This is a genomic window from Devosia sp., assembly GCF_036676215.1.
GTDB lineage: Bacteria > Pseudomonadota > Alphaproteobacteria > Rhizobiales > Devosiaceae > Devosia.
In genome coordinates this window covers 1-12,274 of sequence record NZ_JAKFDJ010000056.1, presented here as the reverse complement: position 1 = coordinate 12,274, position 12,274 = coordinate 1, and the positions used below count along the sequence as shown (strand labels likewise).

Sequence of the window (12,274 nt, the reverse complement as noted above, 5' to 3'; positions counted from 1 at the left end):
CCGCCCCCAAATCAGTGAATGCACCACCTGATGCTAACAAGGCCCCGCATGGTTAACGGGTCGTTAACGCCGTCGCAAACTGGACCAAACCTAGTGCCTGAGCAGCCGGTCGCGGGCTTCGTTGATCTTGGACGCCAGATAGCTCGACCCGCCATGGTCGGGATGCAGGGCCTTCATCAGCTCCCGATGCGCCGCTCGAATCGCCTCATCCGAGGCTCCAGGCTCCAGTCCGAGCACCTCATAGGCCTCGGCCAGAGGGTCGATGGCCGCCTCGGGCCCGGAGGCTTCGGCGGACGCGGTCCCGGCGAAATATTCCCGCCAGCCACTCCGGTTGGCATCCAGCCAGCTTTCCAGCAGGCTGAGGCTGTCGGGATCCCCCTCTACCTCGGCCAGGAGCGTGCGCGTCTCCATCTCGCCGAGGTCCAGCAGGTCCGCCCCGGCGAACTGGCCGTTGAGCACCCGCCCGGTGACGGCGCCGGTATCGTGGTCCAGCTCCATGGCGAAGCGGTAGCTTGTAACCTTGGAGACATTGCCCCCATCCTCGGCCGTGCCTTCGAACGAGAACGACCCCAGCCGCCCGGCGCTCAGCACCGAAAAGGCAACCGCGCCAACGAAAATGGCGATGTCGATGCGTCGCGCCAGCAACATGAACACTGCGAGCAGCGCAGCGCCGCCGCCCACCACCCATCGCAGCCCGCGCATCAGCTGCCGCCGTCCCACATTGCGCAGATATTGATAGACGACCAGCGCCGCCAGCAACAGCGCACCGCCGATGAAGAAATAGGTCATCGCGGCAACTGCGCCAGCAAGGCCTGCGCCTGACCGCTGCCTTGCAGCTTCAGCAAGTCCCTGCCGCCGCTGGCATAGGCCGCCACTGCCTTGAGCAGCGCCGCCAACTCCTGTGGCGCCGAGGCATCGAACCGGGCATAGGCGCCCTTGGTGAGCCGCGCAAATTCGCGGAACGCGGCCTCGACCCTCATATCCCGCCCCTCCTGGAAGACAAACATCGGGCAGCCGAGCAGACCGAGTTGCCCGGCTTTTTCGGCCAGATCGTCGACATTTTCCTCAATGGCATCACCGACATAGACGACGGCGTTGACCCGCCGCTTGGCGTGCTCCGTCCGCGCATGGGCAAAAACCTTGGAAATCTGCGTATTGCCGCCCTGGCATGCAATGCCGGTCATCAGCTTGGCAAGCGCATCGGCATTCACCACCCATTTCGACGCCCGGCACTCGCCGAAGCCGCGGAAATACAGCAATTGCACCTGAAGCGCGCTGGCTTTGGGAATGGCGCGGAACATCTCGGCCTGCAACGAGCAGGCAAGGTCCCAGGTCGGTTGCCGGCTCATGGTCGCGTCCAGCGCGAACAGCAGCCGCCCGTCCTGCGCCGCTCCGGGCCGCGCCATCTGGCCGACCTTCTCCACGAAGGCCGCAATATCGCCGCTCACCTTGCCCTGCTCGGGCAGGCCGGCCTTGTTCCGCGCTATAGCGTCCTTGTCTGTCATGGATTCAATATGTGGCCCGCCCGGCCCGCCCGCAAGCCCGGCGTCTGCGTCCCACGCAGAGGTGACTAGATCAGGCCCAGCTTGGCCAGATCGGCCGCAAGGGCCAGCGAATCGGCATTCTCGTTCGCGCCGAGATCGGGCGGCGCGTCCTCGGGGCGCAGATAGCGCCAGCCCTGGAACGGCCGCTTGGGATAGGGCACGGTGCGCACTAGGTCCGGGGCCATGATGATGTCGCAATAGTCGATGCCTTCAGCATTGGTGTAACGCGCCAGCCGCAGGATCGGCTGCCGGCAGACCACCTGCCCGGCGATGACCCAGTAGATCGAGGCCTGGCCCTCCATTTCCGCCGCGCGCTTGGGCATCATGCGGGTGCGGTGCACATGCACGTCCTCGCCATAGTCGGCATCCCACCAGTGCGCCCGCTCGTTGCGATAGCTTTCGAGCTCTGCGAGGCTCGATACGCCGACGCAGAGCTTGATCATGTGGATCATGCCAGCGTCCCGGGTTTCACGCGGCCCTGGATGACGTCGATCTCGTCGTCATCGACGATCCACGGCTCGCGCAGCGCCAGCGTCAGCCACTCCTGGAAAGCCGGCAGGCTGTAGATGGTTTCGACATAGCCGCCCAGCAGATCCGACACCGGCAGGGCATAGGTGCGGATACGCGTCGCCACCGGCGCAAACATGGCATCGGCAGCGGTAAACGCGCCGAACAGGAATGGCCCGCCCGACTGAGCCAGCCGGTCGCCCCACAGCGTTTCAAGCCGGTGCAGGTCACGCGCCACCGCGTCGCAATTGACCCTTCCAGGGTGCGAGGCCCGCAAATTCATCGGCGCATGGCTGCGCAGGGCCTGGAACGAAGAATGCATCTCGGCTGCCGCCGCGCGCGCCAGCGCGCGTTCACCCCGGTCGGCCGGCCAGATCGCCTTGTCGGCAAAACAGTCAGCCAGATATTCGATGATCGCGATGGTCTCGGGAATGACGAGATCACCATCGATCAGCACCGGCACTTTGCCGGTCGGCGAACGCTCGGCCAGGACCTCGCGCCAACCCTCGCCTGAAAGCTGCAACACCTCGTCATCGAAGGGAATGCCGAAATGCTTCAGCACCAGCCAGGGGCGCAGCGACCATGTCGAGTAATTGCGGTTACCGATCAAAAGCTTCAAAGCCGCCTCCTGTCAAAGAAGAAGGGCGCCCAGTGGCACGGGCGCCCTTCCGAATTGCTGCTCGTGAATAACTCTAGCGCCTAGACGCCAGCAACGACGGAGAAAACCAATCCCATTGAGAACAGGCAAACCAGTGTCCAGCTTGCTGCTCGCCACATAGTGGCCTTCGGTTGACTTCGCATGATCGCTCCTTGTCAGCCGTTCACTCCGGGGCCTATGGCGTTGCCCGCCTGCAGCACCCGGTAGCAAATCGTTAACTGCGTCACAAAAGCTTTGCAAGCGGCGAAGTTGCCACACTCGCCGCCGGCCACAGGCAAAATCGCTCCAGTGGAGCGATTTTAGGCGGGCAGGCCATGGGGGCTACGCCCGAATGGCCGGAATTCGCCAGCAGTTCCAACAACCAGCCCGCCTACGTCCAAAATGAACCTGCAAGCATTGAAGTTGCCACCCCGCCCGCTCACAGTGGGAATCGGGGTTAAGCGTACGGAACCCAAATCAACCGCATTTTAGCGGTCAGAACAGCCCGAACCACAGCCCCGCAATCCCCAGGAACGCAAAGAACCCCACCACATCGGTGATCGTCGTCACGAACACCGCCGAGGCGATGGCAGGGTCGGCCTTGAACTTGTCGAGCGTGAGCGGGATCAGGATACCCGCCGTGCCCGCCACGATCAGGTTGATCACCATGGCCAGCGCGATGACGATGCCCAGTTGCGGGTCGTTGAAGCGCAGCCAGGTGACCAGCCCGATCAGCACGGCGAAGATGACGCCATTGACAAAGCCCACGATGACCTCGCGCCCGATCAGCCGCCGCAGCCGCCGCCCGTCCAGTTCGCGCATGGCCAGCGCCCGCACCGTCACGGTCATGGTCTGCGTGCCGGCATTGCCGCCCATCGACGCCACGATCGGCATCAGTACCGCCAGCGCCACCATCTGGTCGATGGTCGCCCCGAACAGGCCGATGACGAACGAGACTCCCACCGCCGTGAACAGGTTCACCACCAGCCACGGCACGCGGCTGCGCACCGTATCGATGGTGGAATCGGAAATATCCTCGTCGCCGACGCCGGCGAGCAACTTGATGTCCTCGTCGGCTTCCTCATGGATAACGTCGACCATGTCATCGATGGTCAGCACGCCGACCAGCCGCTTGCTCTCGTCGACCACACCCACTTCCACCAGATCGTAGCGCTCGAAATCGCGCGCCGCTTCTTCCTGGTCCTCGTTGGCGTCCACCAGCACGAAATTGGTGTTCATCAGCGCTTCGATCGAGGTCGCGCGCTGCGCCCGCAGGAACTTGTCGAGCGGCAGGGTACCGAGCACCTGGTAGGAGGCGTCGACCACGTAGATCTGGTAGAATTCGTCCGGCAGGTCCGGCTCGCTGCGCAGGTAGTCGATTGTCTGCCCCACCGTCCAGAACGGCGGAATGGCGATGAAATCGGTCTGCATCCGCCGCCCGGCGGAATCTTCGGGGAAATCCAGGCTCCGCTTGAGGCTCAGCCGCTCGAAGGTCGGCAGCTTGGCCAGGACCTCGTCGCGGTCCTTCTGCTCGAGATCCTCGAGAATCGCCACCGCATCGTCATTGTCGAGACCCGCCACGCCACGCGCGATTTCCGCGTTGGCCAGCTCGTCCATGAGCTCCATGCGCACCGATTCGTCGACTTCGGTCAGCGCCGAATAGTCGAAGCGGTCGCCCAGCAACCGCACGAGATGCAGCCGTTCATCCGCGTCGAGCGATTCGAGCACATCGCCCACGTCGGCCGCGTGCAGCGGCTCCATGACCGCAGCAACATCGTCGTCCCGACCGGCAGCCAGATAGGCGCGCAACCGCTCCATCCAGAGCATGCTGATGCGGTCTTCGCGGTCGCGGAAGGCATTGGGGTCCATCCCGGCCTCCGGGCCGGGCGCTGTCTCGGGATCTGTGCTCATTGGAGGCCCTTGCGTGACCGGGTTTCGGGGCAGCCCAAGCTGTAGCCAATCGGCTCGCGATGCGCCAGACTGTGACTGTGAGATTTAGGGTGGTCAGGCGCAAAATGACGAACGATCTCGACCAGGCATTCATCCGTATCGAGCAACTGGTCCGGCAGCGCGCCCTGCCCGGCGTCGCGCGCGCCACCAGCAATGGCACGCCCGCGCTCAAGGTCCTCGACAATTCCTTCGCCCACCTGCTCGACGCGACGACGCTGGTGCTCCAGTGCCCGCCCGACCAGAAGGCGCTGCTGATGGAAATCTCGCCCGATATCTACTTCGAGACCGACCCCTATGTCGGCCAGCCCGCCGTGCTGATCCATCTCGATGCCATCACCGACGAAGAGCTGTCACTGCGACTCGAAGATGCCTGGTTCTTCGAGTCGCCGCCCAGCCTGGCGATGCACCGCGCGCCTGCCTCCCCAAAAGCGGGCGATTAGCTGACTGCCATCGCTGGCCGCATCTTTGCCTCAAAGGGGCCGTTAGCTCACGACCGTGTGAAGACCAAGATCACTCAGAGGTCCATCCAAAGGAGATCCCATGTCCCGAAAACTTCTCGCGCCGCTTGCTGTGGTAGTGGCACTTGCGCTGGCCGCCTGTGGCGAGGCCCCGTCAGCCGACAACAGTACCGTCCCTCCAGCCGACGCAGCGCCTGCTGCCGAGCCCGCAACGCCACCCGCCGGCTAGCGCGCGAAACAGGGCCGCCCACGGGCGGCCCGACCTTTTTGCTGGCGCCTGGATGCGGCGGCGGTGCCCCATTGGGGCAGATCGTCAGTTCACGATCTCCCAGATCGCATCGTTCAACTGGCCCTGGGAAAATGGCTTGGAGAGCTTCGGCAGGCGGCGTCCGGCGCCATCGGGCAATTCGGCATAGCCGGTCGCAACCAGGACCGGCACACCTGGCCATTTTTCCTCCACCAGCTCGGCCAGTTGCGCACCGGTCATCCTGGGCATGGCGTGGTCGGTGATGATGAGATCGAACCCGGCTTCTTCGAGCCTGGAAAGCGCTTCTGCTCCCGATGTGGCTTCCACCACCTCGTGGCCCAGATCCTCCAGCATGCTGGTTGTGTTCATCAGCACCAGGTAGTCGTCGTCCACTGCCAGCACCTTAAGCTGCCGCTGCCGGGGCTTGGCTGGCACAGTCGCCGGGGCGGCCGCCACAACGCTCGCTTCCTTTCGCGCCACCGGCAACCAGATTTCCGCGACCGTCCCCTCGCCCGGCTGGCTCCTGAGTTCCAGCCGCCCCCCGGATTGTTCGGCTATGCCATGCACCATGGACAGGCCGAGCCCCGTGCCCTTCCCCACGCCCTTGGTCGTGAAGAACGGCTCTCTCGCCCGGGCCAGCACGTCGCTGTCCATGCCCTCGCCACTGTCGGCGATGCTAAGGTGGACGAACTCGCCCTCCCCATTGGCCGTGATTCGGATCGTGCCACCCCCCGGCATGGCATCGCGTGCATTGACCGCCAGGTTCAATATGGCTGCGGCAAGCTGGTTCGGGTCAGACAGCACTAGCGGCAAATTGGCCGGGAACTGGATTTCCACCGCGATCATTGTGCCCACCGAACTGCTGAGCATGTCCTGCATCGAGCGCACCAGGCTGGCGACATCGACCGGCTGGATAGCCATCTCCTGGCGCCGGGCAAAGGCCAGCATGCTGCGCGTCAGCGCGGCCCCGCGCTCGGCGCCCTGCCGGGCATTGTCCAGCAGTCGCATGGCCTGCGGATCCGCTGGCAGCCGCTTGCGCAGCAGTTCCAGGCTGCTCAGCACGGCCATCAGCAGATTGTTGAAGTCATGCGCCACGCCCCCGGTCAACTGGCCTATCGCCTCCATCTTCTGGGCGTGCAGCAAATGCTCGCGGGTCGTCTCGAGTTCGAGCTGCGCCTGCAGCCGTTCGGTGATGTCCCGGGTGATCTTGGCAAAGCCAAGCAGGCTGCCATCCGGATCGCGGATGGCGTCGATCACCACATGGGCCATGAACCGCGTGCCGTCCTTGCGGACCCGCCAGCCCTCCTTCTCGAATTTGCCGGTCTGGCGCGCCACGTCGAGCGCACGGGCCGGCGCCCCGGCCGCCCGGTCTTCGGCGGTATAGAAGCGCTCGAAGTGTTGGCCCACGATCTCCTCGGGCGCATAGCCCTTGATCCGCTCGGCGCCCGCATTCCAGTTGGTGACGATGCCCTCGGGGCTGATCATGTAGAGCGCGTAGTCCGTCACCCCGAGAACGAGACGGCGGAACATGTCCTGCGACCGGGCCAGTTCAAGCTCGGCATTGTGCTTCTCGGTCATGTCGCGGGTGATTTTGGCAAAACCCAGCAATTTGCCGTCGGGGCCGCGTATGGGGTCGATAATCGCGTGGGCCCAGAAGCGGGAGCCATCCTTCTTGAGCCGCCAGCCCTGCGTCTCGAACCGTCCCTCGCTGGCCGCAACCCGCAAGGCCTTGTCCGGCAGGCCCGTCGCCAGATCGTCTTCGGTGTAGAATATCGAGAAGTGCCGCCCCAGCACTTCGTGTTCCTCATACCCCTTGAATCGCCTTGCTCCGGCATTCCAGCTCGAAATCAGCCCATCGGGCGTCAGCATGTAGATGCCGTAGTCGGTAATGGCGTCGACCAGCAGCCGGTATTGTTCAGCGGACGGCCCAGCCAGTTCAATCGATTTCATCTTTCCCCCAGGATAACGCGGGAGAACGCCGCGCCACCCGTTCCGGTTCCACCGGCCGGCGCAGAACTTGGATCAGTTTGAGGCCTGCAGGCAAGAGCTGTGACGCCCGTACCAGCTGGCAACCGGGCAGACGGCCCCCGTCGCTGACACCAAGCGTTGCATTTGGGGACACGCTGGGCAAAAAAAACAACGGGCGCCGAAATTACTCAGCTAACCCGTTGCGTTTTCTTATCGATCGACCCCGAAGGGAAGATTTTTGGTGCGGTCGAGAAGACTCGAACTTCCACGTCTTGCGACACAGCGACCTCAACGCTGCGCGTCTACCAATTCCGCCACGACCGCACACTTTGGTAGAGCCACGCCCGGGGGCGAAGCGAGTGGGGATGTAGCAAAGGTCTCCCGGAACCTCAAGCAATTAAATCGAGATTTCCCATGGGGCGCTCATGGCGGGCACGAGATGTGCCGGATCTTCGTTCAGGCTGCGCCGAAAGGTGCCGTTTTCGAGAACCGGAGCGGAGCGTACATTTCGTACGTGAGCACCGGAAGCGCAGAAAGCCGGCATTTGCAGACCGGCATCACCCAAGGATCGCAGCACCTAGCCGCGGCGATAGATTTTTTCGGAGATCAGCACGCGCAGGTGCCCGTCCTCGACGCTGACTTCCCCATGGGCAATCAGGGTATTGTTGGCGTAGATGTTGAGCGGGTCGTTTTCGTCGGCATCGAGTTCGATCACCGCGCCGCGGCCCATCCGCAGCAGGTGATGGATCGGCATCGTCGTCGCGCCAAGCTCGACGGTGATGTCCACTTCAATATTGTCTAGTGTGTTCATAGATACGTATTGAACCCGTTCCGGCGCCGACATCATGGGGCCGCTGAATCTGTCAAAGGCAACTCTCTGGCAAGCATGGTTATGGAAGCGTTAACGACAAGCGCCGCGGACTGCGAAATCAGTAACAAATTGGCACGGACCGATGCCCGGCCGGTGCAATGGATCATTTCGCCCGCACAAGTGCCCTACCCGCTGGCGCTGCAAACCATGCGGGCACGCGCCGCCGCCATTGCCGCCGGAGAGGCCGAGGAGGCCATCTGGCTGCTCGAACACCCCCCGCTCTATACGGCCGGCACTTCCGCCGTCGCGGCGGACCTGCTGTCCGATCGCTTCCCCGTCTATGACGCCGGCCGGGGCGGGCAATATACCTATCATGGCCCCGGCCAGCGCGTGGCCTATGTCATGCTCGACCTGACCCGCCGCGGGCGCGATATCCGCTGCCTCGTCAAGGGCCTGGAAGGCTGGGTGATCGACACCCTGGCCGCCCACAACATAGTCGGCGAGCGCCGCGACGGCCGCATCGGCGTCTGGGTCAGGCGCCCCGACAAGGGCGTGCTCAAGGAAGACAAGATCGCCGCCATCGGCGTCCGCGTCTCCAAATGGGTGACCTTCCACGGCATTTCGCTCAACGTCATGCCCGATCTGGGCCACTATGACGGCATCGTGCCCTGCGGCATTTCCGATCAGGGCGTCACCAGCTTCGAGGACCTTGGCCAGCTTGTTTCCATGCCCGAAGTCGACTCGGTGCTGCGCTCTTGCTTCGAGCGCCGCTTCGGCCCCACCATTTCCGCAACCGAGGAAAGCCTTGTCAGCACTGGTCTGCATGGCCTAGTTGCGTAACATTCAATCGCGCCCTGGAGGACGAGATGACCTTGGACGACCTGAAACGACTCTTTACGCGGCAGACCCTGTTCCGGCTCGACGCGATCCTGTCGCCCAAGCTGGCGCCCATCCTCTATGCCCTGGGCCTGGCGGGCATTCTGCTCTGGGCGGTAAGCCATCTGTTCTGGAGCTTCGGCTTCGGTTTTGGCACCGGGCTCTGGGGGCTGCTCGAAATCGCCGTCTTCGGCCTGCTCTCGCTGGTCGGCCTGCGCATTGTCTGCGAGGCGCTGCTGGTCTGGTTCAAGGCCCATGAATCGAGCGGCGAGACGGTCAACCGCTCCCGCTATTCGGCCTCCCTGCTCGACGAAGTGCGCGAAGCCATCCGCGACCTGGCCGAAGAAGGTGAAAGCGTCGACTACGCCGAAGCCGATGAATACATCACCCCGGCCACCGAACCTGCGCCCTATGTGCCACCAGCGACGCCCGCCGCGTCGGAGCCACCCCGCGCCCCTGCGACCACTTCGGGCGAAGTGTTCAAGCCCCGCCGCACCGCCAAGCGCACCCCACCGCCCAAGGCGTAAACTGGAGCGACCTGGCTTTCAGCCAGCGACACCGAACCATCAGTCGTCCCCCTCTCCCCTTGAGGGAGAGGGTCGATCATTCTGCGTCCAGCAGAATGATCGGGGTGAGGGGTCCTGCGCCATCCCATGCTTCGGGGTTTGCGGAAACAACCCCTCATCCGCCCTTCGGGCACCTTCTCCCTCAAGGGGAGAAGGGGAAGGCGAGCATCGGCACAAACAAAAAGGCCGCCGGAACCCTGTTCCAGCGGCCTTTCTCATTGCAGCAACAAGCTTACTTGTTGTTGACGCTCCAGGCGCCCGGACCGGCAAACACCAGGTAGAGGAAGACGAAGCAGAACAGGATCGGTGCGTCGCCGCCATTATTGGGGGGGAACAGATTGTTCGGCGCATGGACCATCCAATAGGCCACGGCCATCGAGCCCGAGGCGACCAGCGCTGCGGGACGAGCGAAGAAGCCGACAATGATCATAACGCCGGTGATCAGCTCGATGATGCCGGCGGCGCCGAACAGGCTCATCAATGGCGGCTGGAATTCGCTTGTGGGAAAGCCGAACAGCTTCTGGGTGCCGTGCAGAAGGAACAGCAGGCCGGCGACGATGCGCAGCACAGCGAGGGCCTGCGGCGCATATGCGGAGAGACGATCGAACATTGAATTTCCTTTGATATCAACTGGGCCGCGCTGGCGCAGCAACCGAACCCATAGCCGCCGCAAGTCCAGGTGAAAACTAAACAATTCGTAACGCAGCGTTCGAAGATCGGCACCAATGGCACAGGCGCCACCCGCCTCCGACAGGCCTGCTCCGCGTGCCGTGAGGGGCAGTCACATTGCGTAACCGTCAAACATTCTGTATGACGCGCGCAACCATTCCCACATCGGAAATACCGCTCACATGAGCCAAGCGCCAAAAATTGGCCTCGTCAGCCTCGGTTGCCCCAAAGCCCTCGTCGATAGCGAACGCATCATGTCCACCCTGCGCAGCCAGGGCTATTCGTTCAGCCGAGACTATGCCGGGGCCGACATCGTCCTCGTCAACACCTGCGGCTTTCTCGACAGCGCCAAGCAGGAATCGCTCGAAGCCATCGGCGAAGCCCTTAGCGAAAACGGCCGCGTCATCGTCACCGGGTGCCTGGGCGTCGAGGAAGAGCTGATCCGCAAGACCCACCCGTCGGTGTTGGCCATTTCCGGCCCGCATCAATACGAAAACGTTGTCTCGGCAGTGCATGAACATCTGCCGCCGGTGCCCAACAAGTTCGTCGATCTGGTGCCCGAACAGGGCCTCAAGCTCACCCCGCGCCACTACGCCTATCTCAAGATTTCCGAAGGCTGCAACAATCGCTGCTCCTTCTGCATCATCCCCCAGATCCGCGGCGACCTGGCCTCCCGTCCCGCCGCCGGCATCCTGGGCGAGGCCGAGGGCCTGATCCGCTCCGGCGTCAAGGAACTGCTGGTCATCAGCCAGGACACCAGCGCCTATGGCGTCGACATCAAATATGCCGAAAGCAATTATCGCGGCCGCCCGGTCAAGGCCAAGTTCTACGACCTGGCCAAGGAACTGGGCCAGCTCGGCGCCTGGGTGCGCCTGCACTATGTCTATCCCTATCCCCATGTCGACCAGGTCATGGAACTGATGGCCGAGGGCCTCGTCCTGCCCTATCTCGACATTCCCTTCCAGCACGCCTCCCCCAAGGTGCTCAAGGCCATGCGCCGTCCCGCCCACCAGGACAAGACGCTCAACCGTATCCTCAACTGGCGCCAGCAGGTGCCCGATCTCACTGTCCGCTCCAACTTCATCGTCGGTTTCCCGGGCGAGACCGAGGAAGATTTCGAGATGATGCTCGACTTCATCGAGGAAGCCGAGATCGACCGCGCCGGCTGCTTCAAATACGAGCCCGTCACTGGCGCCCCCGCCAATGAACTCGAGGGCATCGTGCCCGACGACGTCATGCAGGATCGCTTCGAGCGCCTGATGGAAGTGGCGCAGAACGTCTCCACCGGACAGCTCGCCAAAAAGGTCGGCCGCACCATCCAGGTGCTGGTAGACGATGTGCAGCCCGAGACCAACAAGGCCATCGCCCGCTCCAAATGGGACGCGCCCGAAATCGACGGCCAGGTCATCATCTCCAACGCCACCGGCATCAAGCCCGGCGACATGCTCGACGTGCTCGTCACCGAAAGCGACGAATACGACCTCTTCGCCACGCCGGTGACGGCGCTGAACTAGGCTAGTTCAGCGGCCTGCCGCAGCTTCGGACTTGATCTGCAAAGGCGCCGCTGGCGCCTTTTCTTTTGCGTCGTCCGTCGCCACCGCGAACATGGCTGCCATCACACATGCCAACCAGACGCCCATCCACCACCGGCAGTGGTGCAGTCCGGCATCGGCCATGAATGGCACGATCTGGGAGAGATGGGTCTCGGGCCGCGCCGCCTTGACCGGGGCGCTCATGATGTCCTCGATCTTGCCCTTGGGTGCCGGGTCGGAATTGCTGATCGCCCGCAGCCGCCAGCCCAGGCCGGAGCCCATCGCCGACATGCCCAGTCGATTCTTCTTGCCGCGCCTGTCGATCCTCTCCGCTCCCGTTCGTCGTCCAGGCAGAGACCGAGGAGGTTCCAATGCTCAGACGTACTTTCCTGTCCCTGACCACCGCGCTGCTGCCGCTCCTGGCATTGCCAGCCCGTTCCCAGCAACCCACCCAACCTGACCAAGGAGCCGCCATGCTGCCCGCCCCATCGAAATCGGGTTACGCCCCC

The 12,274-nt window shown here is 63.5% G+C and carries 14 protein-coding genes and 1 tRNA gene; 5 read left to right on the top strand and 10 right to left on the bottom strand.

The features are described from left to right. Nucleotides 1-90 precede the first annotated feature (90 nt). From V6M52_RS05495 to mgtE, 5 genes are all read right to left on the bottom strand, one after another. Nucleotides 91-789, bottom strand: coding sequence for a J domain-containing protein (locus V6M52_RS05495; protein WP_332700253.1), 699 nt, complete (start codon nucleotides 787-789; stop codon nucleotides 91-93). Then, the gene (locus V6M52_RS05490; RefSeq protein WP_332700251.1) at nucleotides 786-1,505 is read right to left on the bottom strand and encodes a VWA domain-containing protein; all 720 of its coding nucleotides are present in this window, start codon (nucleotides 1,503-1,505) and stop codon (nucleotides 786-788) included. Before V6M52_RS05490 ends, V6M52_RS05495 begins: the two co-directional genes overlap by 4 nt. A gap of 65 nt (nucleotides 1,506-1,570) precedes the next feature. Beyond that, on the bottom strand, nucleotides 1,571-1,996 hold the full coding sequence (locus tag V6M52_RS05485; RefSeq protein WP_332700249.1) for a DUF1489 family protein: 426 nt from the start codon (nucleotides 1,994-1,996) through the stop codon (nucleotides 1,571-1,573). After that, a complete protein-coding gene (locus V6M52_RS05480) occupies nucleotides 1,993-2,670 on the bottom strand; it encodes a glutathione S-transferase family protein (RefSeq protein ID WP_332700247.1) in 678 nt (225 codons plus the stop codon). Before V6M52_RS05480 ends, V6M52_RS05485 begins: the two co-directional genes overlap by 4 nt. 513 nt (nucleotides 2,671-3,183) lie before the next feature. Next, nucleotides 3,184-4,599, bottom strand: coding sequence for a magnesium transporter (mgtE, locus tag V6M52_RS05475; protein ID WP_332700245.1), 1,416 nt, complete (start codon nucleotides 4,597-4,599; stop codon nucleotides 3,184-3,186). Between the two features lie 104 nt (nucleotides 4,600-4,703). Between mgtE and V6M52_RS05470 the strand changes: the two genes are divergently transcribed. Together V6M52_RS05470 and V6M52_RS05465 are read left to right on the top strand one after the other, a co-directional pair. Continuing rightward, nucleotides 4,704-5,078, top strand: a complete 375-nt coding sequence (locus V6M52_RS05470; RefSeq protein WP_332700243.1) for a hypothetical protein — start codon at nucleotides 4,704-4,706, stop codon at nucleotides 5,076-5,078. 100 nt (nucleotides 5,079-5,178) lie between these two features. Further along, entirely contained in the window at nucleotides 5,179-5,325 is a 147-nt protein-coding gene (locus tag V6M52_RS05465) for a hypothetical protein (protein ID WP_332686124.1), read from the top strand. Between the two features lie 84 nt (nucleotides 5,326-5,409). On the opposite strand, the gene V6M52_RS05460 is transcribed toward V6M52_RS05465, so the two are convergent. The 3 genes from V6M52_RS05460 to V6M52_RS05450 form a co-directional block, all read right to left on the bottom strand. Next, nucleotides 5,410-7,293, bottom strand: a complete 1,884-nt coding sequence (locus V6M52_RS05460; RefSeq protein ID WP_332700241.1) for a hybrid sensor histidine kinase/response regulator — start codon at nucleotides 7,291-7,293, stop codon at nucleotides 5,410-5,412. A 257-nt stretch (nucleotides 7,294-7,550) separates the two neighbouring features. Continuing rightward, nucleotides 7,551-7,635: transfer RNA gene (locus tag V6M52_RS05455), tRNA-Leu, on the bottom strand. Between the two features lie 253 nt (nucleotides 7,636-7,888). Continuing rightward, the gene (locus V6M52_RS05450) at nucleotides 7,889-8,122 is read right to left on the bottom strand and encodes a FliM/FliN family flagellar motor switch protein (RefSeq protein WP_332686128.1); all 234 of its coding nucleotides are present in this window, start codon (nucleotides 8,120-8,122) and stop codon (nucleotides 7,889-7,891) included. A 75-nt stretch (nucleotides 8,123-8,197) separates the two neighbouring features. Between V6M52_RS05450 and lipB the strand changes: the two genes are divergently transcribed. Both lipB and V6M52_RS05440 read left to right on the top strand, forming a co-directional pair. After that, nucleotides 8,198-8,962: a lipoyl(octanoyl) transferase LipB gene (gene lipB / locus V6M52_RS05445; protein ID WP_442881819.1), complete on the top strand. Its 765-nt coding sequence runs from the start codon at nucleotides 8,198-8,200 to the stop codon at nucleotides 8,960-8,962. Between the two features lie 26 nt (nucleotides 8,963-8,988). After that, complete coding sequence (locus tag V6M52_RS05440) at nucleotides 8,989-9,525, top strand: DUF4282 domain-containing protein (protein WP_332686132.1); 537 nt, start codon at nucleotides 8,989-8,991, stop codon at nucleotides 9,523-9,525. 271 nt (nucleotides 9,526-9,796) lie between these two features. Here the strand turns inward: V6M52_RS05440 and V6M52_RS05435 are convergent, their stop codons facing one another. Further along, nucleotides 9,797-10,174, bottom strand: coding sequence for a DoxX family protein (locus V6M52_RS05435; RefSeq protein WP_332686134.1), 378 nt, complete (start codon nucleotides 10,172-10,174; stop codon nucleotides 9,797-9,799). A 241-nt stretch (nucleotides 10,175-10,415) separates the two neighbouring features. Here V6M52_RS05435 and rimO point away from each other — a divergent pair, with 241 nt between their 5' ends. Next, entirely contained in the window at nucleotides 10,416-11,747 is a 1,332-nt protein-coding gene (rimO, locus tag V6M52_RS05430; protein WP_332700237.1) for a 30S ribosomal protein S12 methylthiotransferase RimO, read from the top strand. Between the two features lie 6 nt (nucleotides 11,748-11,753). On the opposite strand, the gene V6M52_RS05425 is transcribed toward rimO, so the two are convergent. Further along, a complete protein-coding gene (locus tag V6M52_RS05425; protein WP_332700235.1) occupies nucleotides 11,754-12,056 on the bottom strand; it encodes a hypothetical protein in 303 nt (100 codons plus the stop codon). Nucleotides 12,057-12,274: the final 218 nt, after the last annotated feature.